The organism is Shewanella surugensis (assembly GCF_023284005.1).
In the GTDB taxonomy this organism is placed as follows: Bacteria; Pseudomonadota; Gammaproteobacteria; order Enterobacterales; family Shewanellaceae; genus Shewanella; species Shewanella surugensis.
The window spans coordinates 17,526-44,461 of record NZ_JAKIKS010000023.1 but is presented as its reverse complement, the minus strand read 5'-3'; the positions used below and the strand labels follow the sequence as shown (position 1 = coordinate 44,461).

Annotated in this window: 24 protein-coding genes; 12 read left to right on the top strand and 12 right to left on the bottom strand. The window is 39.4% G+C overall.

The window, feature by feature from the left end:
- Positions 1 to 77: 77 nt before the first annotated feature.
- A complete protein-coding gene (gene polA, locus L2764_RS08030; protein WP_248939718.1) occupies positions 78 to 2,828 on the bottom strand; it encodes a DNA polymerase I in 2,751 nt (916 codons plus the stop codon).
- 385 nt (positions 2,829 to 3,213) lie between these two features.
- Between polA and elbB the strand changes: the two genes are divergently transcribed.
- Positions 3,214 to 3,879, top strand: coding sequence for an isoprenoid biosynthesis glyoxalase ElbB (gene elbB / locus L2764_RS08025; protein WP_248939701.1), 666 nt, complete (start codon positions 3,214 to 3,216; stop codon positions 3,877 to 3,879).
- A 319-nt stretch (positions 3,880 to 4,198) separates the two neighbouring features.
- On the opposite strand, the gene glpG is transcribed toward elbB, so the two are convergent.
- The 6 genes from glpG to L2764_RS07995 form a co-directional block, all read right to left on the bottom strand.
- Positions 4,199 to 5,038 (bottom strand): rhomboid family intramembrane serine protease GlpG, encoded by an 840-nt coding sequence (gene glpG, locus L2764_RS08020; protein WP_248939700.1) that lies wholly within the window; start codon positions 5,036 to 5,038, stop codon positions 4,199 to 4,201.
- Between the two features lie 31 nt (positions 5,039 to 5,069).
- Positions 5,070 to 5,378 carry a thiosulfate sulfurtransferase GlpE gene (glpE, locus tag L2764_RS08015; RefSeq protein WP_248939699.1) on the bottom strand — a complete coding sequence of 103 codons (309 nt, stop codon included), beginning with the start codon at positions 5,376 to 5,378 and terminating at the stop codon, positions 5,070 to 5,072.
- Between the two features lie 114 nt (positions 5,379 to 5,492).
- The gene (gene tdh, locus L2764_RS08010; RefSeq protein WP_248939698.1) at positions 5,493 to 6,518 is read right to left on the bottom strand and encodes an L-threonine 3-dehydrogenase; all 1,026 of its coding nucleotides are present in this window, start codon (positions 6,516 to 6,518) and stop codon (positions 5,493 to 5,495) included.
- A gap of 9 nt (positions 6,519 to 6,527) precedes the next feature.
- Positions 6,528 to 7,724, bottom strand: a complete 1,197-nt coding sequence (locus L2764_RS08005; protein ID WP_248939697.1) for a glycine C-acetyltransferase — start codon at positions 7,722 to 7,724, stop codon at positions 6,528 to 6,530.
- A gap of 227 nt (positions 7,725 to 7,951) precedes the next feature.
- Positions 7,952 to 8,626 (bottom strand): TetR/AcrR family transcriptional regulator, encoded by a 675-nt coding sequence (locus tag L2764_RS08000; protein WP_248939696.1) that lies wholly within the window; start codon positions 8,624 to 8,626, stop codon positions 7,952 to 7,954.
- Between the two features lie 138 nt (positions 8,627 to 8,764).
- Positions 8,765 to 9,445 (bottom strand): TetR/AcrR family transcriptional regulator, encoded by a 681-nt coding sequence (locus L2764_RS07995; RefSeq protein ID WP_248939695.1) that lies wholly within the window; start codon positions 9,443 to 9,445, stop codon positions 8,765 to 8,767.
- Between the two features lie 410 nt (positions 9,446 to 9,855).
- Between L2764_RS07995 and waaA the strand changes: the two genes are divergently transcribed.
- Positions 9,856 to 11,121: a lipid IV(A) 3-deoxy-D-manno-octulosonic acid transferase gene (gene waaA / locus L2764_RS07990; protein WP_248939694.1), complete on the top strand. Its 1,266-nt coding sequence runs from the start codon at positions 9,856 to 9,858 to the stop codon at positions 11,119 to 11,121.
- A 14-nt stretch (positions 11,122 to 11,135) separates the two neighbouring features.
- Here the strand turns inward: waaA and L2764_RS07985 are convergent, their stop codons facing one another.
- Positions 11,136 to 11,849: a 3-deoxy-D-manno-octulosonic acid kinase gene (locus tag L2764_RS07985; protein WP_283106946.1), complete on the bottom strand. Its 714-nt coding sequence runs from the start codon at positions 11,847 to 11,849 to the stop codon at positions 11,136 to 11,138.
- Positions 11,850 to 11,933: 84 nt separating this feature from the next.
- On the opposite strand from L2764_RS07985, the gene L2764_RS07980 reads away from it, so the two are divergent.
- From L2764_RS07980 to L2764_RS07965, 4 genes are all read left to right on the top strand, one after another.
- On the top strand, positions 11,934 to 12,974 hold the full coding sequence (locus L2764_RS07980) for a glycosyltransferase family 9 protein (protein WP_248939693.1): 1,041 nt from the start codon (positions 11,934 to 11,936) through the stop codon (positions 12,972 to 12,974).
- A 44-nt stretch (positions 12,975 to 13,018) separates the two neighbouring features.
- A complete protein-coding gene (locus tag L2764_RS07975; RefSeq protein WP_248939692.1) occupies positions 13,019 to 14,101 on the top strand; it encodes a hypothetical protein in 1,083 nt (360 codons plus the stop codon).
- Complete coding sequence (locus L2764_RS07970) at positions 14,098 to 15,186, top strand: glycosyltransferase (RefSeq protein WP_248939691.1); 1,089 nt, start codon at positions 14,098 to 14,100, stop codon at positions 15,184 to 15,186. The genes L2764_RS07975 and L2764_RS07970 overlap by 4 nt, the downstream gene beginning before the upstream one ends.
- Positions 15,187 to 15,284: 98 nt before the next feature.
- Positions 15,285 to 16,349, top strand: coding sequence for a CDP-glycerol glycerophosphotransferase family protein (locus L2764_RS07965; protein WP_248939690.1), 1,065 nt, complete (start codon positions 15,285 to 15,287; stop codon positions 16,347 to 16,349).
- A 115-nt stretch (positions 16,350 to 16,464) separates the two neighbouring features.
- On the opposite strand, the gene L2764_RS07960 is transcribed toward L2764_RS07965, so the two are convergent.
- Positions 16,465 to 17,538 (bottom strand): glycosyltransferase, encoded by a 1,074-nt coding sequence (locus tag L2764_RS07960; RefSeq protein ID WP_248939689.1) that lies wholly within the window; start codon positions 17,536 to 17,538, stop codon positions 16,465 to 16,467.
- 617 nt (positions 17,539 to 18,155) lie between these two features.
- Between L2764_RS07960 and L2764_RS07955 the strand changes: the two genes are divergently transcribed.
- Positions 18,156 to 18,323 carry a DUF2986 domain-containing protein gene (locus L2764_RS07955; RefSeq protein ID WP_248939688.1) on the top strand — a complete coding sequence of 56 codons (168 nt, stop codon included), beginning with the start codon at positions 18,156 to 18,158 and terminating at the stop codon, positions 18,321 to 18,323.
- 367 nt (positions 18,324 to 18,690) lie between these two features.
- The gene (gene gltS, locus L2764_RS07950; protein WP_248939687.1) at positions 18,691 to 19,914 is read left to right on the top strand and encodes a sodium/glutamate symporter; all 1,224 of its coding nucleotides are present in this window, start codon (positions 18,691 to 18,693) and stop codon (positions 19,912 to 19,914) included.
- Between the two features lie 186 nt (positions 19,915 to 20,100).
- Here gltS and L2764_RS07945 read toward each other — a convergent pair whose 3' ends face one another.
- On the bottom strand, positions 20,101 to 20,355 hold the full coding sequence (locus tag L2764_RS07945) for a putative hemolysin (RefSeq protein WP_248939686.1): 255 nt from the start codon (positions 20,353 to 20,355) through the stop codon (positions 20,101 to 20,103).
- 75 nt (positions 20,356 to 20,430) lie between these two features.
- A complete protein-coding gene (locus L2764_RS07940; protein ID WP_248939685.1) occupies positions 20,431 to 21,417 on the bottom strand; it encodes a nucleoside hydrolase in 987 nt (328 codons plus the stop codon).
- 154 nt (positions 21,418 to 21,571) lie between these two features.
- Here L2764_RS07940 and L2764_RS07935 point away from each other — a divergent pair, with 154 nt between their 5' ends.
- Both L2764_RS07935 and L2764_RS07930 read left to right on the top strand, forming a co-directional pair.
- Entirely contained in the window at positions 21,572 to 22,429 is an 858-nt protein-coding gene (locus L2764_RS07935) for a PfkB family carbohydrate kinase (RefSeq protein ID WP_248939684.1), read from the top strand.
- 37 nt (positions 22,430 to 22,466) lie between these two features.
- Positions 22,467 to 23,156, top strand: coding sequence for an MOSC domain-containing protein (locus L2764_RS07930; protein ID WP_248939683.1), 690 nt, complete (start codon positions 22,467 to 22,469; stop codon positions 23,154 to 23,156).
- Positions 23,157 to 23,209: 53 nt separating this feature from the next.
- Here L2764_RS07930 and L2764_RS07925 read toward each other — a convergent pair whose 3' ends face one another.
- Positions 23,210 to 24,859 (bottom strand): electron transfer flavoprotein-ubiquinone oxidoreductase, encoded by a 1,650-nt coding sequence (locus L2764_RS07925; protein ID WP_248939682.1) that lies wholly within the window; start codon positions 24,857 to 24,859, stop codon positions 23,210 to 23,212.
- Between the two features lie 374 nt (positions 24,860 to 25,233).
- On the opposite strand from L2764_RS07925, the gene moaA reads away from it, so the two are divergent.
- Both moaA and moaC read left to right on the top strand, forming a co-directional pair.
- Entirely contained in the window at positions 25,234 to 26,214 is a 981-nt protein-coding gene (moaA, locus tag L2764_RS07920; RefSeq protein ID WP_248939681.1) for a GTP 3',8-cyclase MoaA, read from the top strand.
- 114 nt (positions 26,215 to 26,328) lie between these two features.
- Positions 26,329 to 26,808 (top strand): cyclic pyranopterin monophosphate synthase MoaC, encoded by a 480-nt coding sequence (moaC, locus tag L2764_RS07915; RefSeq protein ID WP_248939680.1) that lies wholly within the window; start codon positions 26,329 to 26,331, stop codon positions 26,806 to 26,808.
- The last annotated feature ends 128 nt before the right edge of the window (positions 26,809 to 26,936 follow it).

The window sequence follows — 26,936 nt, the reverse complement described above, 5'->3', positions numbered from 1 at the left end:
CCACTTAGGCATATTGTGCAGTTAATAAGAAAAAGAGCTATTTTGATTTAAATAGCTCTTTTTAAAAAGGAGGTGATTTAGTGAGCTTGTTCCCAATTGTCCCCGATGCCTGCTTCTGCTAATAATTCAACATCTAAGTCGGCTGCTTGTGCCATTAAATGACAGACTTTTTCTTGTAATTCTTTAGCTTTATCAGCGTCAACTTCGAAGACTAGTTCATCATGTACTTGCATGATGAGTGTTATTTCGCCTTGAGTTTCTGAGGTTATCCATTGGGTTATTGATATCATAGCTTTCTTAATAATATCAGCAGCCGTTCCTTGCATTGGGGCATTAATTGCGGCTCTTTCAGCTGCTTGTCGACGCATAGCGTTACGATCTTTTATTGCAGGTAGGTAGAGTCTACGACCATAAAGAGTAGAGACATAACCTAATTCTGCCGCTATAGCCCGAGTTTCTTCCATGTAAGTTAATACACCAGGATAGCGTTTAAAGTAAGTATCGATATAAGTCTGGGCTTCATTGCGTGGGATATCGAGTTGTTTCGCGAGTCCAAATGCTGACATACCGTAGATAAGGCCAAAATTAACGGCTTTAGCTCGACGGCGCTGATCTGAGGTGACTTCATCAAAATCAACATTAAACACTTCAGCCGCAGTGGCCTTATGGATATCTTTACCTTCAGCGAAGGCGGTTAAGAGTCCTTTATCTTGAGATAAATGAGCCATTATTCTGAGTTCTATTTGAGAATAATCGGCCGCAAGGATTTTTTTGCCTTCTGGTGCGATAAAAGCGTTACGAATTTTGCGACCTTCTTCCGTTCTGATAGGGATATTCTGTAGGTTGGGCTCACTTGAAGATAAACGCCCAGTTGCTGCATTTGCTTGGTGATAACTTGTATGCACCCGACCTGTTTTAGCGTTGACCATTAAAGGCAGTTTATCTGTATAAGTACTTTTTAGTTTTGCGAGACTTCGATGTTCTAAAATGATTTTGGGTAATGGGTAGTCTAAAGATAATTCTACAAGCACTTCTTCAGCTGTTGACGGGGCTCCCTTAGGGGTTTTTTTGATAATGGGATAACCGAGTTTTTCAAAAAATAAAGCTTGTAATTGTTTTGGTGAGTTCAAATTAAAGGGTTCACCGGAAATGAGGTAAGCTTTTTGTTCTAGGTTGTCTATTTTTTGCGCAATTTCAATGCTTTGTTGGCTTAACATCATACTATCGATGAGCACGCCATGACGTTCCATATCGGAAAGAATACTAATTAAGGGTAACTCTATTTCATTAAAAACAGGGATTAATGCTGGTTCTGTTTCTAGTTTTGACCATAACGTTTGATGTAACCTCAGAGTAATATCAGCATCTTCAGCCGCATAAGGGGCTGCGGTCTCTAGCGGAATTTGATTGAAAGTGAGTTGTTTTGCTCCTTTACCAGCCACATCTTCAAATTTAATATTGTTATGGCTCAAATACTTTAGTGCCAGATCATCCATGTTGTGTTTCGAGACGACGGAGTTAAAGACATATGACTCTAACATTGTATCAAATTTGATGCCTGTTAATGCAATGCCATGGTTGGCAAGTACACTCATATCGTATTTTAGGTTTTGACCGACTTTATGTATGTTGGGATTTTCTAAAATAGGCCGCAATTTTTCAAGCGTAATATCAAAGTTTAATTGCTCTGGCGCGTCAAGATAATCATGTCGTAAGGGCAAATAGGCTGCTTTTCCTGCCTCAACAGCAAATGAAAGGCCCACTAATTCGGCTTTCATATAATTTAAGCTGGTTGTTTCTGTATCGATAGCAACGAGGGAAGCTTGATTGAGTTTATCGATCCAATGATTAAGTTGCTGCTCTGTCGTAATGGTTTCATACTCAGCGCTAATGGCTGTTATTGTTTCAGCGTTACCAATAGTATTTTTTTTAGTGCTTGTTGTTTCATTACTTAATACTTCGGCTAACCAACGTTTAAATTCCATTTCACTATAGCATTGGATCAGTTCTTCTTGGTTGGCGGGTTGAATATCGAGCTGTTGCCAAGTCTGCTCTAATTTTACATCGAGTTTTATTGTGGCGAGTTCATAGGATAATTGCAGCATGTCACCATGCTCTGCCAATTTTGCTGGCATGGTTTTAGCGCCGCGAAACCCGAGAGCTGGGATGTCATCTGCTTTGCTAATAATGTCTTTAATTCCGCCCATGCTTTGTAACATAGCAAGAGCTGTTTTCTCTCCAACGCCAGGTAAACCCGGAATATTATCGGCTTTGTCTCCTTGCAGTGCCAACAGATCGATAATCAGTTCGGGGCCGACACCAAACTTTTCAGTAACCTCTTCAATGCCCATGGTGGTATCTGTCATGGTATTAATTAGGGTGACTTTATCATTGACGAGCTGTGCCATATCTTTATCACCCGTACTAATAAGGACAGAGCGACCTTCTAGGCTGGCTTGAGTGGAAAGCGTGCCGATAACATCATCTGCTTCGACACCAGAAATACTAATGAGGGGCAGGCCTAACGCCTTGATAATTCTGTGAAGAGGTTCTATTTGCGAGCGTAAATCATCCGGCATAGGTGGGCGTTGTGCTTTATATTCTGAATACATTTCATTTCTGAAAGTATTGCCTTTAGCATCAAATACAACAGCCATTTGCGTCGGTTGATATTGTTTTAATAAACTGCGAAGCATATTAATCACGCCGTAAACAGCCCCAGTTGCTTCACCTTTTGAATTTGTAAGATGTGGAGGTGCATAATAAGCTCGGTAGAGATAAGAAGAGCCATCAACAAGCACTAAAGGGGTTTCTGTGGTATCGAGCATAATGTTTGGTATCAATTGGGGAGTAAAAAGAGTGATAGCATGCCATAGAAGCCAAATTTCGGCCATGATCAATTAAGACTACCTTTGTGGATAAGTCTGTTAGTTAAAAATAGAATAGACGTACGACTAGAGACTACGCGAATGTGGTTTCTTTGTTAACCCTATGAAAATAATGATTTAATTAAATATTTAAAAGCTAGATTATAGTGTAGATTAAAAAATCAAGCTTTGTGGATTTTTTTTTGTTTTTTGTTGCTAAAGTTACTGTCAGATTAAATTATCGCCAACCAGAAGACTGGTAAACCAATTTAGCATGAAAAACGACCAGATCAAGTGTTTTATATTACTTCTCTTAAAACAAAATAATATATAGGAAGGTTTTTTAATGACAAAAGTAGCTATTCTGTTAAGTGGGTGCGGTGTCTTCGATGGCAGTGAAATTCATGAATCGGTATTGACGTTTCTAGAGCTGGAGCGATGGGGGATTGAACACCAGTGTTTTGCCCCTGATATGGCACAATTACATGTGATTAATCATATTACTGGGGAGGTGGAACAAAGTGTCACTCGTAATGCCTTGGTCGAATCAGCGAGGATAGCGCGTGGTAATGTTCTCGCTTGCGATACGTTAGATATTGATGCATTTGATGCTTTAGTGATCCCCGGTGGTTTTGGTGCGGCAAAGAATTTATGTGATTTTGCCATTAATAATCAAGATTGTGAGGTGACTCTTCAAGTTGAGGTGTTCATTAAAGCATTTGCGAATAAAAAAAAACCGATAGGTTTTATATGTATTTCTCCAGTGATGATCCCAAAAATTTTCGGAGAAGGTGCGGTGGGGACAATAGGAAACGACATTGAAACAGCCGAAGCATTTAATCGAATGGGAGGGCTGCACCAAAATACAGAGGTGGGTGATATTATCATTGATGCAGAACGCCACATTGTCAGTACTCCAGCTTATATGCTCGCAGAAAATATAACCCAAGCTCATAAGGGAATTTCAGCCCTGATTAAGGAAGTGGCTAAGATGTGTGGAGTCAAGGTTTAAGCAGACTGAATCCCCCGATGATTTGAATCCTGTACCTTGAAGTATCACGGGTATAGATCAAATAACAAATGTCGTGATCACATGGATGTGAGTGACGACCATGACGGTCTTCTTGAGCAGATAATCGAGTGATGCTACGTTGTATCATTAAGAGGTACCTACATTCTTTCAATGCTGTGCTTTGAATAGAACGATGTTACGTGTTCTGAAATCATGCATCGTCAACTGGATTGGATATAGCTCCATTCTTGGATGAAATGCTATGTATTCAATCAGCCTAAAGTTTAAGCTACCAATAATATTGTAGGGGCTGTTGAAATTAACGTTGTGGTCTGCGGCTATCAATACTTGCTTGAAGGAGTCCGATAATGAGTCCGCCAATATGAGCACCATTCGCAACGGAAAAACCAAAAATATCGGTAAAACCCAGTACTAGCCATATCAACATGAATATCATATAAGATGGGGGGATCCCAATGCCTGCTTCAGGTTTTTTTAACCCCATTAACCAAGTGTAGCCAAGGAGTGCGTAAACAACGCCAGACAAACCACCAAAATAAGGGCCCGCTATTATGTATTGCAATAAATTAGGGAGGGTCCCTGCAACGATTAATAAAATGAACAGTGGAGTGAAACCTATCTTAGTTTCAATTTTTCCACCTAAATACCACCACCATATTAAGTTGAAGATAATATGTAATGCTGAAAAATGAAGTAAACTCGGTGTAAATAGTCGCCAGAATTGACTATATGAAGTATCGGAAGTGGCGCCAAAAAAAGACAGATTGTCAAAAACCGGATTCGCTAATCCAAGATTCATTGCCGCGAATATGACAACACAAAGTACAATGACTGTGATGGTTAATGGCCCTGCGCCAGTCATAAATTGACTGAATAAATGTAAACCAGGTGATCCATAATCTATTTGCGTATGACTATTGCCATTTTTCCAAGACGCTTCTAAATATTTGCTCTGGTAGGGGTTACTGAGAAAGTCTTGATATTCTTGCTGTACTCGAGAAAAGTGTTCTTTTTCTAAAAGCACTAAGATGACACCTTGTTCTGCTGGATGAATTTCGCAAAAGATCTGTTCACCTTTGAGGTAATCAACCAGTGCTTGAGCCGCTCTTGCATTGGGCAGCTTACCTATTTCGATCATTGAAGTTCATCCTCAAAGGTTGGTTTTAATACTATATATGGGCCTGTTGCCAAGCTTCAAACCCGCCATCTAAACTATACACTTGATCAAATCCCTGTTGATGTAAATACTGAGCGGCATTTTGACTACTGATTCCGTGATAACAAACCACTATTAACGGAAGATCCATATTGGCGTCACCGATAAAATGAGCAATATTTTCATTGCTAAGGTTTGAAGATTGGGGGATGTGATCTTTTTCAAAGCTGACGTTGTCTCGAATATCGACGATTTGTAAGTCAGGAGAGGCTTCTTTCATTTGAATAAGTTGATTGATACTTAAGTGTTCGAAATCTGACATAGTAAACCTGTTTACTTAGACTTAATATAATGCTGATATGGATAATGATAACACACCCGCCTTTTATTCAGCGGGCCTGTCTATATAGTTGACTTGAGTCACCTCAGAATATAGTTAATCCCAATTTAGGATAACTTTTCCTGATTGGCCTGAGCACATGGCATCAAATCCCGCTTGGAACTCATCGATAGGGAAATGATGAGTAATGATGGGAGAAAGATCTAAGCCTGATTGGATAAGACTTGCCATTTTGTACCAAGTTTCAAACATTTCTCTTCCATAAATTCCTTTTATCATGAGCCCTTTAAAGATGACTTTGCTCCAGTCAATCGGCATTTCTCCGCTGGGGATCCCAAGCATGGCAATTTTTCCACCATGATTCATTGTGTCCAGCATGGAGTGAAAGGCACTCGGTACGCCGGACATTTCTAGGCCAACATCGAAACCTTCGGTCATATCCAATTCAGCCATAACATCGGTTAAGTTTTCTTTGGCGACATTGACGACTCTTGTTGCACCCATTTTCTTGGCTAATGCGAGTCTATATTCGTTGACATCAGTGATAACGACATGTCTTGCTCCGACATGACGACACACTGCAGCAGCCATTATACCTATAGGTCCAGCACCTGTGATAAGGACATCTTCACCGACCAAATCAAAAGATAAAGCAGTATGAACTGCATTGCCGAATGGATCGAATATTGCTGCTAGATCATCAGAAATATCATCGGGTATTTTGAATGAATTAAATGCGGGTATTACCAAATATTCAGCAAAAGCACCATCTCGATTAACGCCAACGCCTGAAGTATTACGGCATAAATGAGTTCGGCCGCCACGGCAGTTTCGGCAATAACCACAAGTAATGTGACCTTCGCCAGAAACACGATCGCCAATCGTAAACCCTTTAACTTCTTGACCTATTTCAACAATGGTGCCGACATATTCATGACCGACGATCATAGGGACTGGGATCGTATTTTGTGACCAGTCATCCCATTTATAAATGTGTACATCGGTGCCACAGATAGCCGTTTTACGGATTCTTATCAAAAGATCATTAGGGCCTAGTTTAGGCTTTGGTGTATCAACCATCCAAATACCGGGCTCAGCTTTTAATTTACTTAGTGCTTTCATAATGGTTTCCTACTCTATTATCCCCATATCTTTTCCTATACGAGTAAAAGCATCAATTGCATGATCCAATTGCTCACGAGTATGGGCTGCAGACATTTGCGTTCTGATCCTTGCTTGATTTTTAGGCACAACAGGGAATGAAAATCCAATGACATAAATATTCTCAGCTAATAAGCGTTGGGCAAAGTCACTGGCTGTTTTGGCATTCCCTATCATGACAGGAATAATCGCGTGATTGGCACCGCCGAGAGAAAATCCAGCGGCAGACATTTTTTCACGAAAATAACGACTATTTTCCCAAACGGCTTCTCGTAAGGATTGGCCTGTTTTTAGCATTTCGAGTACTTGTATTGATGCTGTGACGATGGCCGGAGCGAGTGAATTAGAAAACAGATAAGGACGCGAACGTTGGCGTAGCCATTCGATGACTTCTTTTTTTGCTGAAGTAAATCCGCCCGATGCACCGCCTAATGCTTTACCCAAAGTACCTGTAATGATATCGATTCTATTCATTACGTCACAAAATTCATGAGTTCCACGACCATTTTCTCCGACAAACCCCACAGCATGAGAGTCATCAACCATGACTAATGCATCATATTTATCAGCAAGATCACAGATACCTTGTAAATTGGCGATAACACCATCCATAGAGAAAACGCCGTCAGTTGCAATGAGTATATGACGTACATTTGCCGCTCTAGCTGCTTGTAACTGCGCTTCTAAATCTTGCATATTATTGTTTGTATAACGGAAGCGCTTAGCTTTACATAAACGGACGCCATCGATGATGGATGCATGATTTAACGCATCAGATATAATAGCATCTTCAGCTCCGAGTAACGTTTCAAATAAACCGGCATTGGCATCGAAGCAAGAAGAGTAAAGAATGGTATCTTCCATACCTAAAAAGTGGCTAAGGCTTGATTCTAGCTGTTTATGAATGTCTTGGGTTCCGCAAATAAAGCGTACGGAAGCCATGCCAAAACCATGGTCGTTAAGACCTTGTTTTGCAGCGTCAATAAGTTGGGGATGGTTGGCCAAACCGAGGTAATTGTTTGCACAGAAATTGAGAACTTGAGTACCATTAACTTCGATTGTTGTTTGTTGAGGAGAAACGATGACTCGCTCACTTTTAAATAAACCTTCAGCTTTAGTATCAGTAATTTGTTCACTAATTTGATTATAGAATGCGGTTTTAGTCATTATTATTCTCCTTCGAGAGCATGAGTGCTGATCTAAACGTGGCGACATTTTAGCGGGAAAGTGATCTGCTCTACAGCTTTATTTTAGTGAATTATTTAGTTTAGGAAATGAAGGCTCTTTGGATGACTAAATTTAATCAAGCGAAGGGGAGCAATGTGCAGTATATTCCCCCGATCCATTTTCCTGTATTATTTGACTAAAAGCGCAATGAGTCGGGGAGGAGAAGTTTATTCTTTTATTTCATCTTCTGGTTGGATAGATGAGGTAACTTGTTCTTGATAATGCTCTTTTAATTTATCGAAAGTTGTGATCGAATTAGGGGCTGCATAGGTTTTTAAAATAAGTAAAACCCGTAGTACTCCTTCATATAAGGATGCTTTACTAATGGAGCCGATAGGTGATTTTGATTGGGTTAATTTGTAACTTACCCAAAAACTGGTCATTAATTTAAGGGTATCCGCAAGAGGGGCTATTTCACTTTCATCAATAATCAATACACCATCATCTTTAAGCTGTGCAATGATGTAATTTGAGCGACTGAGCACCTGCTCTTGGGTTTGTCGATAGCGGACTTTTAGTACTTCATCACGACTGAGAATATCGGCCAAGTTGTTATAAAGAAATCGATAATTCCAAAGAATATTAAATAAAGTATCGAAATAGTTGAGCAATAACTCGCTGTTAACTTCTTGAGTGAGATAGGGCTTGAAATCTTTAATAATATCAGATTCATATAGTGTAAATATAGACCGGATAATGTCTTCTTTATTACGAAAATGGTAGTAAAGGTTACCAGGACTCATATTTAAATGGGCTGAAATATGATTGGTACTGATATTTCTTTCGCCATGCTTATTGAATAGCTCTAAGCTTGCCTGAACGATTTTATCACGGGTTTTCATGCAAATTCCTAATAAATTAAACATTAACATACCTGAAACACTAAGGCAGAACGGCTTGTTGATAAGGTATGTTGTTTGTCACAATCATAATATATAATGGGATTAAGGTATTTAATTATTTATTTTTTTTACGTTAATTCATTCCATTATACCGTGGGTTTCTAGACTTAATTTGTTCGACATTTCTTGAGAATGATAGTATTCGGCCGTTTTTTCAAATATTTCTTCAGTCCCAGGAGCTGCGTACCTTTGCATTAATAGTAAGACCCTTAGTATGCCTTCATATAAAGAGCCTTTGCTGATTGAACCAATAGGGGATAACGATTGGGTAAATTTATAACTTATCCAAAAATTAGCCACCATAATGATCGTGTCGACAAGCGGTTCTATTTCTTCTTCGTGAATGTTTAAAATTCCATCTTGTTGCAATTGAATATAGTTCTGACACAATTGCTGTGCCCATTGTTTTTGAGAGAGTTGAAAATTGGTCTTAAGAGATTCATCTCGGCTTAGGATATCGGCTAAGTTATTGTACATGAATCGATATTCCCATAGGGTATCAAATAAGGCATCAAAATAACTGATAAAGAGTTCAGCATCGACAATTTCTGCGATATAAGGTTGAAAATGTTCTTGAAGCTGTTGCTCGTAGAGGTTAAAAATACAGCGGATAATTTCTTCTTTATTTCTAAAATGATAATAAAGGTTACCTGGGCTGATATTAAGATGGGCGGCAATGTGATTAGTGGTGATATTGCGTTCACCATGTTTATTGAACAGTTCCCAACTGGCTTGAATGATGCGTTCTCGAGTTTTCATTTTGACTCCAACTTTAGAGATTGATCGTATCCTTTTTATTTTTTTGATGGTTGCAGGTTAAATAATAGACGTTTTTTGGTGGAATGTAGATGTGGTAATTGAAAGCAGTTGTAAATAAAAGATTTGCTAATTACAAATAGTGTTTTATATCAATAGTATTGAACTGATTTTTTGAGTTTATCGTTTTAACTTTTTGTTTTTAAATCGACTGTTTTGTGTCTGTTTTATCGAATTTGAGTTTGATAGAGCTGTGTCGGTTGAAATGATCTATGCTGTGCCTTTATTTTATAAAAAGATATTATGTTACTCTTACTAGTCACGCGACTGAATTCATTATTTTTAAAGCGAATATGTTCAAATAGTGTGGCTAGATCTATCATTGTTTATTTTCAGCATGAGTGACTTATTCTATGGCTCGTTTTTTGTATTCTTTACTTTTATATTGCTTATTTCCGCTAGTGATTGTGTATTTAATGGTTCGATCTTTTAAGAGTAAAGATTACCGTAAACGATGGGATGAGCGCTTTGGGATGAAAGGACTTCGTCAAACAGACTTACTTATTCATAGTGTTTCAATGGGAGAGACATTAGCCGCCTTACCTTTAATTCGTCAACTTCAGCAAGATTATCCTGAATTAAGCATTACCGTCACTACGACAAGTCCAACAGGGTCAGCTGAAGTGATCAAAGGCTTGGGTGATACTGTTCAACATTGCTATTTACCTTTTGATTTTTCAGTGTGTATCCATCGGTTCCTTAAGCAAATAAAACCTCAGTATCTTATTATTATGGAAACAGAGCTATGGCCCAATTTGGTGCATTTTGCCTCAAAAATGAATACGAAGCTGATGTTGGCCAATGCAAGGTTATCGGAAAAATCGGCTACACAGTATCGAAAGCGTATTAAATTGACGTTACCTATGTTGGATAAGTTAGATTTAATCGTCACTCAATCTGACTTAATTAGCGAACGCTTTGTTGAGTTAGGCGTAGAGGGTCGCAAGGTACATGTTTGTGGTAGTTTGAAATTTGATTTGCAGATTGCAGCTCAACAGCAAAAAGCAGCGGATGATTTACGGCAAATCTTGACGTTAGAGGAACGCTTCATTTGGGTGGCGGGAAGCGTGCACCCAGGTGAATTTGATGACATTATTAATGCTCATAAGCAATTATTGTTAGTTCAACCTAACGCACTCTTGATTATGGTACCTAGGCACCCAGAGCAATTTAATGCAGCAGCTGCAGCTATTAAAACAAGTCAGTTGGATGGTATACGGCGTAGTATGCAGGCTGAAGTTGAAACAAAGACCCAAGTGCTATTGGGTGATACCATGGGTGAGTTATTATCTTTCTACGGCGTCGCAGATCAAGCTTTTGTTGGTGGGACTTTAATTGAAAATGGCGGTCACAATCCGTTAGAGCCAGCGGCTTTAGGATTACCTGTTTTATTGGGGCCTCACTATTGGGATTTTGCTGAAATCGCTGATTTATTAAATGAGGCTGGTGCACTTCGGTTTATTGATTCAGCTGAAAGTTTATCGGCAGCGTTAATCGATTATCTTTCAAAAGGTGTTAATTATCAGCAAGCCAGTGCTGCCGCTTTAGAGGTGGTTGCACAAAATAAGGGCGCGTTAGATAAGCATTTGCAGCTGATTAAGGCCATTATGTCGTCATGATGGCAGATATCGCACTATTGTTTTATCGATTGATAACCTTGCTGTAATTGCTGCCAGTTATTTAGGGTGAAAGCAAGCTTAGAGGATTTAGCCTTTTCTTTATTAAAGGATCTGAGAAGACGTTTTAGATTGGCTTGTTTCCAGCTTGAGTGGGGTTTTTTAATTTCTCCTCTGTCAAAATCGATAAGGTAGAATTTATTTTTGTCTAAGAGAATGTTTTTTGCGTTCAGATCGGCATGATAAACACCGCGTTGATGAAATTGGGCAATGCATAGCCCTAAAGCGAACCATTCTTCTTGGGTCATGGAGGCTCTATCGAGTCGAGCTAATAGATCTTCAGCATCATTGATGCGTTCAATAATGAGATCGGCGCGATAATATAGTCCTTGTCGAATAATATTAGCGGCTATGGGTTTAGGTACCGCAAATTTTTCGCGATAAAGAATATTGAGTAAATTAAATTCAGCCATCGCACGCGTTCTTTTGAGGCCACAAAATAAATATCGATCTCTGCTTATTTTTTCGATGAGGCCACCACGATAATAATGACGCAGGACCCAATTCTCGCCTAAGTGATGAATAAACCAAGTGGTATAACGGCCTTGAGAAGAACCGACTATCGCTTTATTCTCTCGCCAATATTCAATATTGAACCAATTTTTGGATGGATTTTCTGGGAGCCCGTCATTAAAGACAATGTAGCCAACATCGGTTTTTATTAATTGCATAAGGATTATTATTAGTGAAAGCGTGGTACCTGAGTGCATTCTACATTAAGATCGGCATATTGCGTTAAATAACCTGCGAATTTTATGAGTTTAAATTTAGATAAAGCAGAATCTTTATGTTTGTTACGTTTATCGGCTATTGGTGATGTGTGTCACGCTGTGGCTATGCTTCAGGCGATCCAGAGACGTTACCCTGATTTAATGATAACTTGGGTGATAGGCAAAGTTGAATACCAACTATTGAAATATTTACCTAACGTTGAATTTGTTATTTTTGATAAATCTCAAGGTTGGCGTAGCTATTTTCAATTGCGTGCCCAGTTAAGAAAACGAAAATTTGATGTGTTACTACACATGCAAGTGGCATTGAGAGCCACGTTAGCCTCTTTCGCTATTTCAGCCAAATTGCGAGTTGGTTTTGACAGTCAAAGGGCAAAAGAAGGGCAGTGGTTAGTGACTAATCATCGCATTGAAGCTCAAAAAGAGCCGCATGTGCTTGATGGCTTTATGGGGTTTGCAACCGCAGTCGGAGTGACGAATATTCAGCCTACATGGAATATTCCTATTTCGGAAGACGATGCGCTTTTTGCTAAAAAATTGATTGGTCAGGATAAGATTTTTATTATTTGTCCTTCAGCGAGTAAGGCAGAACGAAATTGGCTAGCGGCCCGTTATGCAGCGATTGCAGAGCATGCGGTAAATAAAGGTTTTCGTGTTTTTATTTGCGGGGGGCCAGCGCCTTTGGAGAAAGCGTTAGCGCATGAGATTGAGCAACTTTCGCATGTGGAGATAGAAAATTATGTGGGTAAAACCTCATTAACGCAATTATTAGGTTTATTAAAATGGGCTAAGTTGGTATTAGCACCAGATACTGGGCCTGCTCATATGGCGGTGACGCAGCAAACACCCGTTATCGGTTTATATGCGCATTCAAACCCTAATCGAACGGGCCCCTATCTTTATCTTGACCATGTGATAAATGCTTATGAGAAGGCTATAAATGTGCAACAATTAGGACCTGTCGCGTGGGGAGCTCGTGCTAAAGGAGAGCATTTAATGGAAATGATAACCGTGGCAGAGGTGATCCAGTACATGGATGCTTTAATTTATGATCTGGCTCTATGACGGGTTTACATCTTTTTATTTTACTCAAGGACTAAGAGTGCATCATGAATATTTCAACTCCTAAGCTATTGTTTATACCAGTTTCTTCGGCTGAAGGGATGGGCGAGTATATGCGTTCTTTAATTATTGCAGATGAAGTGAAGCGACGTAGGCCCGATGCTCATATTTGCTTCATTTTGAGTCGGCATGCTCCCTATGCAAGTACATGTCATCATCCTGTTAAGTTGATTGATGACACTCCGACTAAACGTGTTAAAGAAGTTAATCTGTTAATGTCTGATTTTTTACCTGATGTGGTTTTATTTGATGCGTCAGGTAGACGGTCTCAATTAGAGCATGCCCAACAATTGGGGGCTAAAGTGATCTTTTTGAGCCAACATAAGCGAAAACGTAGTCGAGGAATGAGAATTCGTCGTGCGATAATGACTGATAGTCATTGGGTTGTTCAGCCTAAATTTATGATCAGTCCGATAAACTGGTTTGATAAGCTTAAGCTAAAGTTGATTAATCGTATGGAACCGATAGTGACGGGACCCATTTTTATTAATCCCAATAAAACAAAGAAAAATGAACAGCTTAGTAAATATCAGTTGATTGAAAATGAGTACCTTATTTTTAATGCAGGTTCTGGCGGGCATCAATTAAACAAGGGATATGCGGCTGATGAACTGGCGTTGGCTGCAAAGCAAATTTACGCACAAACACAATTGCCTTGTTTAATGGTTTTCGGGGATAACTATCCTAAAAAATTACCTTGTTATGAGGGGGTTATTAGCGTTAAAAGTATGCAGCATGGGGATTTTATTAATTTGTTGAGTGCGGCTAAAGCGGCGGTATTAAGTGGTGGTGATACGTTATTACAGGCTATAGCATTAAAAAAGCCAGTATTGACCGTTGCAGTATCAAAAGATCAACACTATCGATTGAATGTTTGTAAGGTTCATGATTTAGCTGTGGCGAGTGAGTGTAATGTAGAAAGTATTGTAGATGGAACGATAAGGTTAATAAAGGTCGAGAGATTGAACAAACAACATCAATCTTTGTCTTTATGTGAGTGCGTTAATGGGCTAGATATCGGCCTAAAAGAAATAGAGCGTTTATTAGGTGAGAAGTTGGGGACGACATGATGCGTATTGCAATAGCTATTGATCATTTAGTGGGTGGTGGAGCAGAGAAAGTTATGCTGACCTTAGCGCAAGAGTTTGTCGCTATGGGTCATGAAGTACATTTTTTGGTGATGAAAGATAATGTGGACTATGAAGTGCCTAGATCGGTGAGTCTGCATGTGTGTTTTGCAGGGAAAGATCGTCAATTATTGCGCCATTTACGCTTAGGAAAAGCCGTTAAGCATTTAAAAGCCAGAATACAAAATATTGAGTCGAATGTCGGCGAATTTGGTTTATTCATATCTAATTTAGACTTAACAAATTATCTTATGGTCAAAGCGCACGTTCGCTCCTTATGTGTTGTCGTGCATGCCTCCGTTGAAGAAGAGTTGCGGCGTCACGCAAAAATGGGGCCTTTTGCGTACTTTAAAAAGTTAAGGGCCAAGAAAGTGTTAAATGGTCAGGTGTTAATCACAGTGTCTAAAGGCATCGCTGACGAAATTGTGGCGAAGAAACGTATTCATCCGGCTTCTTTACAGACCATTTACAATCCTTTTGAATTTGACACGATCACTGCACTTGCCCAAGAGCAACAGAATGAATTACCGAAAGAAGATTATTTAATTCATATTGGTCGTTTTGTAAAACAAAAAAGGCATGATGTGTTATTTGCTGCTATCGCTCAAATGAAACAACCGATAAAAGTAGTGGTATTGTGTCATAAACCGCATAAAGCGAGAAAACTCGCGCGCAAATTGAACGTTGAAGATAGAGTCATCATTAGAGGATTTGAAATTAATCCTTTTCCTTGGATAAAGCAGGCAAAGGGGTTGGTATTAAATTCAGATTTTGAAGGGTTTGGTATGGTACTTGTCGAAGCTTTAATCTGTGGCACACCTGTCGTCAGTACCGATTGTCCCCATGGACCGAAAGAAATTTTAACGGGAAGTTTAGCCGATTTCTTAGTGCCACGTAGAAACCCTGTATTATTGGCGCAAAAATTAGATAAAGTGGTATTGTCGCCGCCTGATCTGACTCATATAGAGATATTATCTAAAGTTAAAGCGAGTGAGATTGCCAAGCAGTATCTCGAGTTCGCTAACTAGTTATGGTTGAGTAAAAAGGATATGGATGAAAAACGATGGAGCGTTAAAGCCAACTTGTTATTGAGTATGATCAAAGATTGAGTGCAAAGGAGAGGGTTTTGGGACAAGGTAAAAAGCGTTATCTTTTTTATATAGCGCAGAATTATTCATATGCTATTTTGAGACCATTACAAGACGTTAGCTTAAAGCGTGGAGACGAAGTGTGCTGGTTTTTAGAAGGCAACGAGGTCGATCCCGCATTTATAATGGCTTCAGAGCGGCGTTTAAATACGATTGATGAGGTAAAGCGCTGGAAGCCTGATGCGGTATTTGTGCCTGGTAATCTTGTGCCCTATTTTATTCCTGGTATTAAAATTTGTGTTTTTCATGGCTTTAATGCGGGAAAAATGTTTCGTAACGGTACAGATAGTCATTTTAAAATTCGTTCTTGTTTTGATTTATATTGTACGCAGGGACCCGCCACAACGTTTACTTTTACCTATTTAGCAAATAAATCAGGTACTTGTAAGGTAGTCGAAACAGGTTGGTCAGCATTGGATCCTATGTTTCAATCAGAACGAGATAATCCGTATAAAAATGAAGAAGATAAGCGTCCAACGGTATTATTGTGTTCAACCTTTTCAAGACGCTTCTCTTGTGCATCGACCATATTTGAACAAATTAAGACATTATCGATGAAAGAGGATTATCGTTGGTTAATCCAATTTCACCCTAAAATGGATCAACAGGTCATTGATAAATACAAATCTCTTGAGAATGATAATCTAACTTTTGTTGAAACTGATGATGTATTACCAGTGCTTCAAGCGGCAGATGTGATGCTTTGTGATACTTCGTCAGTAATGATTATGTTTCTTTTGCAAGGAAAACCTGTTGTGGCTTTTAATAACAGTACACAGAGTGATTACCTTGTTCATATCAATGATGTCAGTGAAATAGAGGCAGCCTTAAAACAGGCTTTACTCCGCCCCAATGAATTGATGCTTAATATTGAACGTTATTGTACTGATATGCATCCTAAAAGAGATGGGTTATCGAGTCAAAGGGTGCTCAATGCTGCTGATGATTTGATAGAGAAAGGGGTGACTGACTTAAAGGCTAAGCCATTGAATTTTATTCGTCACTTTAAAATGAGGAAAAAACTAAAATATTGGAAGTTATAGCGTTTAGATTGATGATGGAAAAAAGGCCATATTCTCTAGAATATGGCCTTTTTTGAGTTTAAAATACACAGCTTCAGGAATAATTTTGAAAGATCAGGCTCTCAGATAGTGACCATTATTTCTCACATAGAGCCAAATATTGATTGGCGATGTAATCACTCTTCACTTTTTCTAGGATCACTGCTTGACTGACGTCAGGTAGTGACTGCAAACAGACAAGCGCTTTTTCTGCTAGCAATTTGGGTTCTCTGCGTGGCACTAAATATTGGCTAAGCTTACCGGTTAATATTTCGTTAGGCCCGTGTGGGCAATCAGTGCTCACAACTGGGGTTTTACAAATAAGAGATTCTATTAATACTGTAGGTAGTCCTTCAAAGTCGGAGCTGAGTAGCATAATTTGAGCGCGGGCAATCCATGCATATGGATTTTCTTGGAATCCAGGTGTGATGATCCGGTCGGCGACTCCGTACTTTTCAGCCAGTTTTAGCGCGCGTTTAGGTCGATTAGTTAATAGTACTAATTTGGGGGCATTGGGCATCAACTTGATAGTTTGAAAAAGAATATCGAGGCGTTTTTGACGTGTGACACGACCAATATGGATCATATAAGGCTCTACTGGTATTTCATCAATTTCCAGTTTTGACTTGGCTAGGATAGTGTCAATCTTGAATGGATTGTAAATTGCTTGGACACTTTTGGGTTTTAACCAAGTCGTGTTTTTAAGTTCATCAGCAATGCCATTGGAAACCGTAATGATATTTTTTCCAATGAGGGCTTTCGCTTTTTTCCAGCGTCTAAAAAAATGAAAAGGTCCCCGTTTGAGCTCCATAAGCAGTTCTTGCTTAAGAGCGCAATGACAGAAATAGTAACAAGGGGTGAAGTCACATCCACTCACGATAAGATCGCAATCAGTAGAGTTGCTTAAGAATAGAGAGAATGGGCCTGTTATTTTTTCTTGTTCTCTCACATAGTGCTGTAATTTGGTTTGTTGGCTTTTTAGTGACAGATTATTTTCATCAAAAACATAATGAATGTTTACATTCGTGGGGGGAATGAAATCTCCACCTGGATTAAAGATAAATAAATGAACTTCCTGCCCTGCTTCTTGTAATATTTCAGCTTGAGTGAGGGCTATTTTAACGGTTCCATTTGCAAACAGGTTATAGCAGAAAATGGCTATTCTTTTCATTCAAATGCTCTTGATTATCAGTAAATATCGAGTGGTTGATGGTATATCTAAGCGACTGAAGCGAGTCTTTTTCAGTCAAAGAATATGCTGCATCTTACCGCGTTATTTTCTGAAAAGTTAGTGCCTAACGTATCTATTTAGGACATTGTTACAGTCTCTAGTGGTGAAAATGACATTAAAAGGGACTTGATAATTTATTAAGAGTGATTTCATCGTTATTTTAATAGGACTTTATAGGCATTTGGTTGAATCATTAATGGGATTAATTGTTATCAATAAATAAGCGGTATTTTCAACATGTAATTATTTAAATTTTGTCATTAATTCAACATGGAAAGCTTATTTTTCATACATTAAATTATGTTTAGTTGTTATTTGCATATGTTTCTATGTTTGATGGATTGCTTGACTAAGATTTACATTGTGTTTTTCAATAGTAATTTTTGTTTTTTTAATTTGATTTGTGTATTTAAAACGTTTTTCTAGTGTTTGTTTTTAGTTGATATTTGGACTTGGTGGTTTTCTGGAGGCGGATATTTTTGCGTGCTATCCCTGAGTTTATTAATATTTGAGTATAATGTCACATCAGTAAGAATATTCTTTGTTTGGGCGCCATCATGAATCGCACTAAAAAAATTACTCAGAAATTTATGAGTAAAACTCGAAAAGCAAATGCTAAGCTTAATGGGCGCAGAAAAACGCCCTATATCGCCAAAGCGGGTAGGGTGGCGATGGATGTGAATGCTGAGCCAGTGGAAGTGTGTTTAGATGATGGTAGTGCGTAAAGTGTACAGTATTTTGTTTTTTGTCACTGGATTTTTTTAATCAGAACGGTCGGTTTTTCATTGCAATAAGGCTCTGTTGACCTTTGGTGATGATTTGTTGCAGTCACAAATACTGCCTGAAGGGATCGATTAAAAGTGTTTTTTCTTTGTTGTAGGGGATTGACTTAGAATGACTAGGCCTCATACCCTACGTCGCGATTAAAACGCTTTTATCTTGGATATAATGTAATCTCGACAGATAAACAGGTCCTAGTACAGCATCCATTTTTAATCGAGTTTTTATATCGAAAAAGAATTAACCATTATTAACTTAGTGAGATAAATATTAGCATCATTATTCATCACTATTTTTAAGAGTAGGAGCAACATGAATACGGTATATTTTATAGGTGAACTAGAATCATTCTTAATTGCAATTCTAGTATTATTCATTGGACATGCAGTGAATCGCAATGTCAGTTGCTTTAGAAAATATAATATTCCTGAACCCGTTGTCGGCGGTTTAGTGATTGCTGCGATTATTACCATATTACATTTAAATCGTATAGATTTAGAATTTTCTTTACCCATGAAAAACACGTTAATGTTAATGTTTTTCAGTACGGTAGGTTTAGCTGCAAGCTATAAATTATTGTTGAAAGGGGGATTGAAAGTTGTCCTTTTTCTAGCGATAGCATCAGCTTTTTTAATTATTCAAAATGTAGTAGGCGTCAGCCTAGCTAAAGTTTTAGGCTTGGATTCATTATTGGGCTTGATTGCGGGTTCGATAACGTTATCCGGTGGTGCGGGAACGGGCGCTGCTTGGTCACAAACGTTTGCAGAACAATATGGCTTAAATACCTTAGAGCTTGCCATGGCTGCTGCGACATTTGGTTTGGTTATGGGCGGTATTATTGGTGGCCCTGTTGCACAGCGCTTGATTGATAAAAATAATTTAAAGTCTGCTTTTGGGACGGGCACACATCATCATATCGATAACCCTGATATGGTGACTTTTGATCCCTTAGAAGAAGATAAAGTGACTGCGAAAAGCATCACTGAAACATTATTTATTCTATTGTTTTGTGTGGCGGGCGCTCATTGGATTGATCAATTAGTGGATAGTCTGCACATCAGTTGGTTACAGATCCCAGATTTTGTTTATGCACTATTTTTAGGAGTGGCAATCACCAATATCAGTGAGTTCATTAAAGGCTATCAAATTAATAAAGAATGTGTGGATGTATTGGGCACCGTTACTTTATCACTCTTTCTTGCTATGGCGCTGATGAGCTTAAAGCTTTGGGCTATTTTAGATTTAGCCGTTCCATTACTGATCATCTTACTGGTTCAAACTATAGTATTAGCCTTGTTTGCTTACTTTGTCACCTTTAAAGTGATGGGGTCGACCTATGACGCAGCTGTCATGGCGGGTGGTCATTGTGGTTTTGGCTTAGGTGCGACGCCTACTGCAGTGCTGAATATGGGTGCTCTAGTGACGAGAAATGGCCCCTCTCCTCAGGCTTTTTTAGTGGTTCCTATTGTAGGTGCATTCTTTATTGATATTGTTAATTTAATTGTATTACAAGGCTTTATTTCTTTTATTCATTAAATAAAGATGTGAAAAAGTGGAGAGAGTCTCTTTATGTCACATTGATATCCGTTAGGGATAAATGAAAATCTAAGTGTCTTGGTCTTGGTCAAGACACTTTTTTAATAAATAGACTTAAGTCCGCTTTGCTTGGGTATATACTCAAGCTCATTGAAAACATGCGCTTTCAATGAGTTTGAGTATTAGCTAATCGGTTGGATGATCCCGTCTGAAGAGCGTCCATTCTTCAATGACTTTGCCTCCTGGAAGTGTACAGTATCCAACTTGTCCAGTTTTCTCCGTTTTAATGTCTAACGAACCGCCTAAGGAAACACAGTATTGGGAAGCTGGATTTTTTAGTCCTAATTTTTCAGGCTGTTTTTCAGGTGCTTTTTCAGGAGAGCAGCCAGCTAAGGCTGCGACTGAAAAAATAATAGAAGCTATACCAATAATTTTACGCATAATCGATCCTTAAAATGTAGATTGACGATAAGAATAGACAATACATTCTGAAAAAGATTGTCTATTTACACGTTATTAACGGTTTTTATTTGACAAGGCTTTGTCGTAATCGATGATGGTCTTTTTATAAAGTGCTAATAATTGTTTACTTTGGACGCTTGCGCCAACTTGATGTGAACGCCTGGGTGACCAAGGATCATTCATATACTGTTGTTGGTCGAACTTTTGTATCGTATGCCCTATGGCTGGACCGGATGTGATCGCATTAATAGGGCCTTCACGAAAAGTGAATAGAGAGGGAGAGATGACATAGGCAATGGCTGAAGGATCGTGTACATGACAGGAATGAGATCCCGTTATTTGTGCATAAAATTCTAAATAATATTGACTAATATCCCAAATAAATTGACCGACTTCTTGAGTGCTGTCTTTGATATCAGTGAGGTATTGCTCGGTAAAAAGACTCTCTTTTGTGACATCAAGGCCTATAACGGTTACTGGCCAGTCGGCAGCAAAAACAAGATCGGCGGCTTGGGGATCGGCATGGATATTGGCTTCGGCATAGGGAGTCACATTACCGCGGTGTTCATTCATCCCAAAAGCGGCGCCCATGATAACGACTTCTTTGACCAAAGCTGTTATCTCAGGTGAATCTTGTAAGGCGAGGGCTAAATTGGTTAGTGGTCCAACGGCAACAAGGGTGATTTCTCCTGGCTCTGCTTTAACGGCATCGATAATATATTGAGCTGCGGAGCGTGAATCGATACTGGCGTTGGTTTGTTTAGCGACTTTGATATAACCAAAACCTGTTTCTCCATGAACTTTTATCACTGGGGCTTTCGGAATACCAGACAGAGGCAGGCTGGCTCCTTTTACCACATCAGCAGCTAGTTGATACTTTTCTTTTAGGTACAAAGCATTATTTATTGCATTATCAATATCAGTATTACCATAGACTGTAGTGAGTGCTTTGAGCTCGAGATCAGGACTTGCCTCGGCAAAAATGATAGCCATAGCATCATCGATACCCGGATCGGTGTCTAAAATAATTTTTTTAGTCATTTTTATGTACTTCAAATAAATGGGCGATAATCCATTGTGGGATATTGAGTACTAAAAGGCTATGTGTATGGTTGATTTTTGTTGGTTTACACTTGGTTCTTATATTCAAATCCCTTACCCTTTAAGGATACGAACTTTTAATCAGGATGCCGATATGGCGAATATTTTGCTTGTGGCTAATTTAAATTGCGATCGTGTATTGCAATTGCCGGCAGCACTTCATACTGGCGGCCGATTTTATTACCAGGAACAAGGTATACGCTTAGGAGGCGGGGGGGCCAATACAGGGATCGGCTTAGTTTGGGCCGAACATTGTGTTCAATTGGTGAGTCAAGTCGGTAATGATGACAAAGGTGATTGGCTATTAAAAGAGGCCATTTCTCATGGCGTGGATTGTCATCAGGTCCAGCGTCACGGTGGAATGACTTGTGAAATGTTACTGATGATGGCGCCTGACGGAGAGAGGACTATTTTACGTCCAATGCGCGTTCCGTTGACATTACCGATTATGCCTGACTGGAAAAACATTGATGTGTTGTATGTCAATTCATCGGCTGAAGGGCTAGGTCAATGGACAGCCGAAGCGATGATAGATTGTTTAGTCGTGACTCAGCTGGCGAAAGATAATAGAAGGCGTGATGCCCATGTGTTGATCACATCTGAAAGTGATTTTAAAGGACGTTGTCAGCAATCACCTTGGCTATTCGCTCGTGACATTGCGGGCATGCAGTTACAGTATTTTATTGTCACTGATGGTGGCTTAGGCGCAAAACTGTACACTCCAACGGGCATGATTCAGGTGAGTGCAAGACAGGCCAAGGTTTGTGATACGACAGGAGCTGGAGATGCTTATGCTGCGGGGTTAATTCATGGTTTAACTAAGGGGGACAACATAGATACAGCCATGCAAGAAGCAGCAATCTGGTCCACTTTTAGTGTAGCATCCCAGACATCAATTCCTGGTGTTGGTTTGAAACAGTACTTGCAGAATGAAGGGACTTTAGGATATTAGCTTTTTATTGTATTTTTGAATGGGGAGAAGTTTATCAATGGAAGATAAGGTGTTAATACAGCGTTTATCGGGTTTATATCAAGGTGAGTCTATTCAATCTCTGTCAGGGGTTAGCACTGGAATGGGGCATAAAATTCGAGTTGATTCATTAGAGGTGCAACTTGATAGAATCGTTGGAGATGAGCAAGCGGATAAACGCTTCCATGGTGGCGAGGATAGAGTGGTACATCATTATCCGAGAGAACATTATAGCTATTTTAGACGTATGCAACTCTTTAATAGAGTTGAAGATAGCCCTCAAATGGGCGAAAATATTAGTTCGGTAGGCTTAGATGAAAACCAAATTAATATTGGCGATATTATTCGCATTGGGAGCACTATTTTACAAGTTTCACAGCCTAGATCCCCTTGCTTTAAAGTTAATTTGCAATTTGGTAGCAGAGAATTGGCGCTTGCTATGCAAACGAGTCAACGTTGCGGCTGGTTATATCGAGTGATCACCCCCGGAATGATCTTGGAGTCTGACGCGCTTGTTCTACAAGAAAGAATATCGGATATTAGTGTTGCAGAAGCGATTAAACTGTATTTTGCTCAGGAGTTCAATGCGCAAGGTTATCAGCAGCTAGCCACTTGTACAGGACTTGCCCATAGCTGGAAAAAAAGTGTAGAAAAAAGATTATCCACGGGCGTTATTGAAAATTGGCAGATGCGTTTATACGGCAGCTAATGAATAGAATGGCATGGCGGTAAATGACAGGCCATTCTTTTTATTTTTATCGTTTACATATTGGGGTAGTTGGGACCGCCGCCCCCTTCAGGGGTGACCCAAGTGATATTTTGACTTGGATCTTTGATGTCACACGTTTTGCAATGAATACAATTTTGACCGTTAATGACAAATTTGTCTTCTCCCTGCTCTTGCACGACTTCATACACGCCTGCCGGACAATAACGCTGAGCGGGTTCATCAAATTTCACTAAATTGATGTTGATAGGGATGTTCGGATCATTCAATTTTAAATGGCAAGGCTGATCTTCTTCGTGATAAGTATTTGATAAATAAACTGAAGATGATTTATCGAAACTCAGCTTCCCATCTGGTTTAGGGTAGTCGATTTTATTGTAAGCATTGGATGGTGCCATTTGAGCATAATCAGGTGTTTGATCTTTCAGCGTGATAGGACAGCGTCCGCCAAACCAGTTTTGATCGATATAGTTAAAGGCACCGCCTAACAAAGTCCCAAACTTATGCATGGCAGGACCAAAGTTACGAGAACGATATAGTTCATCTTTAAGCCAGCTTTCTTCAAACCGTTCTTGATAACTGTTTAAGTCTTTTCCTGCTTCAACTCCCGCCATGAAGGCTCTTGCTAATGTCTCAGCGGCCAATATGCCACTTTTCATTGCGGTATGGGTGCCTTTGATTTTGGCAAAATTCAGGGTACCCGCATTACAACCGATAATGAGGCCACCTGGAAAGCTCATTTTAGGCAGTGAATTCAGGCCTCCTTTAGTAATGGCACGCGCGCCATAAGCGGTACGTTCTCCATTTTGCAATGTTTGGGCGATAATGGGATGGGTTTTATAGCGTTGAAACTCATCAAATGGACTGAGGTGTGGATTTTTATAGTTAAGATCGACGATTAAACCCACAGCGACTTGATTATCTTCTAAATGATAGAGAAATCCACCGCCTGATGAACCTTCAGTTAACGGCCAGCCAGCAGTATGTACGACCTTGCCTAATTGATGCTGATCGGCAGGGATTTTCCACATTTCTTTAAAGCCTAGTCCATAATGTTGTGGCGTTTTATTTTTATCTAATTGGTACTTGTTAATCAGTTCTTTGCCTAAATGGCCTCGGCAACCTTCACTGAATACGGTGTATTTGGCATGCAGTTCCATTCCCGGTTCATAGCTGTCTTTAGGTTCACCATCGGCCCCCATTCCCATATCACCAATAATGATCCCTTTAACACTGCCATCCTCATTATAGAGTAACTGACTCGCAGGGAATCCTGGGAATATCTCGACACCTAAATTTTCGGCTTGCTCAGCTAACCAGCGACAGAGGTTTCCTAGGCTAATTATGTAGTTGCCTTTATTGTGCATGGTCTTAGGAATTATGGCATTGGGAAGCAGTTTTGATTTGTCAGCGGATTTTAGCAGGTGAATTTCGTCACTCGTTACGGCTGTGTTTAAGGGCGCATTCATTTCGTGCCAATTTGCAAACAGTTCTTCTAACACATCGGATTCAAAAATGGCCCCTGACAAAATGTGAGCGCCGACTTCTGAGCCTTTTTCGACCACACAAATTGAAATGTCTTGGCCACAATCTTTAGATATTTGCATTAATCGACATGCTGTCGCTAATCCCGAAGGTCCAGCTCCGACTATGACAACGTCAAATTCCATTGATTCACGTTCCATCAGTTCACCTCATCTTTACCTTTCCCCGATGGTTATCATTGGCATTTTTAGTGGTACCTGATATAAACGGGTGTTTTAATTTATAGGCTTACCTTACCTGAATTTTTAACTTCGGCACAGTCATTAAGGCATTTGAACCGAGAGCTTAGTGCATTATTATCTGTCTGCAAGTGTCAAAAAATCGCTACGCATGTTCATTATGGCATAATAAATACCCTTTTAACGCTAGGGTTGCAGGTCTGTTTCAGCCTATAATCAGCATAATGAAATTCCGCTTTTTTTATTTATTATGTGAGTTTTGGGAGGTTTATTTGTTTTGAAGATGATACAAATGTGTAGGAATGCTTCACTCACTTCCTTCCGGGAAAGGTCAAATGTCTCAATTACAAGATAATTTTGGTCGAAGATTCCATTATTTACGTTTATCAGTGACTGACGTGTGTAACTTTAAGTGTGGATACTGTTTACCTGACGGATATCAAAGTTCGGGTAAGCCACAGTTTTTAACCTTGAGTGAAATATCACATCTGGTGAGTGCTTTTTCGCAAGTTGGTACACAAAAAATTCGTATTACCGGTGGTGAGCCATCTTTGCGTCGAGATTTTACGGATATTATTCGTATAATTGCTGACAATCAAAAAATAACAACATTGGCGACGACGACTAATGGTGATCGTTTGGCTAAACATGCTAAGACTTGGTATGAGGCTGGGCTGAGAAATATCAATGTGTCAGTGGATAGTTTAGATCCGCGTTTATTTTATCAAATAACAGGGGAAAATAAGTTTCATCAAGTGATGCAAGGAATTGATACTGCATTAGAGGTGGGCTTTGATAGAGTTAAAATTAATGCTGTTTTACTTAAAGGTTTGAATGATCAAGCTTTACCCCAGTTTTTGAATTGGATTAAAACAACGCCGATTGATTTGAGGTTTATTGAACTCATGGAGACGGGATTGGGGAGTGATTATTTTCAACAACATCATGTGGCCGGACGTCAGATTAAAACATGGTTATTGCAGCAAGGCTGGCAATTGGATCCGGTTAATATTGCTGATGGCCCTGCCCAAAATTTTAGTCACCCTGACTATTTAGGCAGAATAGGCTTAATAATGCCTTATGAGAAGAACTTTTGTGCCAGTTGTAATCGTTTACGAGTGTCGGCGAAGGGGAAATTACATTTATGCTTGTTTACTGAGTATGGTGTGACGTTAAGGGACCTATTAGTTTCACCATTACAGCAAGCTGAATTGATTGCGCGATTACATGGGCAGCTAGTGACAAAAAAACAAACGCATTTTTTACACCAAGGTGTCACAGGGGTGACTCAACACTTAGCGTCTATTGGTGGTTAGTTTATATAGAGTATATTTGATTGTTGGTGATCAATTTTCTGCACTTTAAATGATGATAGACTCGACATGCTACCCAAAAAAACAAACTAAAACAGTAATACAGGTAAAGTGATAATGACGAAAAATCTCACGCATATCAATGCTGATGGTAATGCACATATGGTTGATGTAACTGAAAAAAAAATTACTCAACGAGAAGCCAGCGCACAGGCTTTTATTGAAATGTCACCTGAAACCCTGGCGATGATCATTGAGGGGCGTCATCATAAAGGCGATGTGTTTGCGACGGCGAGAATCGCGGGGATCCAGGCGGCAAAAAAGACATCTGACTTAATTCCATTATGTCACCCTTTAATGCTAACGAAAGTGGAAGTGAATATTGAAGCTGAGCCCGAAAAACAGCGAGTTAAGATCACTAGCTTATGTAAGTTGTCTGGAAAAACGGGGGTTGAAATGGAAGCATTGACGGCTGCTTCGATAGCGGTATTAACGATTTATGATATGTGTAAAGCAGTCCAAAAAGACATGGTGATTTCCCAGATACGTTTAGTGGAAAAAAAGGGCGGCAAGTCAGGTGATTTTAGCTTGGCATAAGCCTTCATTTTTCTTAATCTGATAATGAAGGATTTATATCATCTTATGGTGTTCAACAAACAAAGTATTCAGCATGAAGTAAATGACTCCATAGTGATTTTATCGGACTCATTATTTTTGTTTATATG

Bases quoted from the DNA above. Each gene is read 5' to 3' on its own strand.
- polA (WP_248939718.1), bottom strand. From the start codon at position 2,828: ATGCTCGATACCACAGAAACCCCTTTAGTGCTTGTTGATGGCTCTTCT.
- elbB (WP_248939701.1), top strand. From the start codon at position 3,214: ATGACAAAAGTAGCTATTCTGTTAAGTGGGTGCGGTGTCTTCGATGGC.
- glpG (WP_248939700.1), bottom strand. From the start codon at position 5,038: ATGATCGAAATAGGTAAGCTGCCCAATGCAAGAGCGGCTCAAGCACTG.
- glpE (WP_248939699.1), bottom strand. From the start codon at position 5,378: ATGTCAGATTTCGAACACTTAAGTATCAATCAACTTATTCAAATGAAA.
- tdh (WP_248939698.1), bottom strand. From the start codon at position 6,518: ATGAAAGCACTAAGTAAATTAAAAGCTGAGCCCGGTATTTGGATGGTT.
- L2764_RS08005 (WP_248939697.1), bottom strand. From the start codon at position 7,724: ATGACTAAAACCGCATTCTATAATCAAATTAGTGAACAAATTACTGAT.
- L2764_RS08000 (WP_248939696.1), bottom strand. From the start codon at position 8,626: ATGAAAACCCGTGATAAAATCGTTCAGGCAAGCTTAGAGCTATTCAAT.
- L2764_RS07995 (WP_248939695.1), bottom strand. From the start codon at position 9,445: ATGAAAACTCGAGAACGCATCATTCAAGCCAGTTGGGAACTGTTCAAT.
- waaA (WP_248939694.1), top strand. From the start codon at position 9,856: ATGGCTCGTTTTTTGTATTCTTTACTTTTATATTGCTTATTTCCGCTA.
- L2764_RS07985 (WP_283106946.1), bottom strand. From the start codon at position 11,849: ATGCAATTAATAAAAACCGATGTTGGCTACATTGTCTTTAATGACGGG.
- L2764_RS07980 (WP_248939693.1), top strand. From the start codon at position 11,934: ATGAGTTTAAATTTAGATAAAGCAGAATCTTTATGTTTGTTACGTTTA.
- L2764_RS07975 (WP_248939692.1), top strand. From the start codon at position 13,019: ATGAATATTTCAACTCCTAAGCTATTGTTTATACCAGTTTCTTCGGCT.
- L2764_RS07970 (WP_248939691.1), top strand. From the start codon at position 14,098: ATGATGCGTATTGCAATAGCTATTGATCATTTAGTGGGTGGTGGAGCA.
- L2764_RS07960 (WP_248939689.1), bottom strand. From the start codon at position 17,538: ATGAAAAGAATAGCCATTTTCTGCTATAACCTGTTTGCAAATGGAACC.
- L2764_RS07955 (WP_248939688.1), top strand. From the start codon at position 18,156: ATGAATCGCACTAAAAAAATTACTCAGAAATTTATGAGTAAAACTCGA.
- gltS (WP_248939687.1), top strand. From the start codon at position 18,691: ATGAATACGGTATATTTTATAGGTGAACTAGAATCATTCTTAATTGCA.
- L2764_RS07945 (WP_248939686.1), bottom strand. From the start codon at position 20,355: ATGCGTAAAATTATTGGTATAGCTTCTATTATTTTTTCAGTCGCAGCC.
- L2764_RS07940 (WP_248939685.1), bottom strand. From the start codon at position 21,417: ATGACTAAAAAAATTATTTTAGACACCGATCCGGGTATCGATGATGCT.
- L2764_RS07935 (WP_248939684.1), top strand. From the start codon at position 21,572: ATGGCGAATATTTTGCTTGTGGCTAATTTAAATTGCGATCGTGTATTG.
- L2764_RS07930 (WP_248939683.1), top strand. From the start codon at position 22,467: ATGGAAGATAAGGTGTTAATACAGCGTTTATCGGGTTTATATCAAGGT.
- L2764_RS07925 (WP_248939682.1), bottom strand. From the start codon at position 24,859: ATGGAACGTGAATCAATGGAATTTGACGTTGTCATAGTCGGAGCTGGA.
- moaA (WP_248939681.1), top strand. From the start codon at position 25,234: ATGTCTCAATTACAAGATAATTTTGGTCGAAGATTCCATTATTTACGT.
- moaC (WP_248939680.1), top strand. From the start codon at position 26,329: ATGACGAAAAATCTCACGCATATCAATGCTGATGGTAATGCACATATG.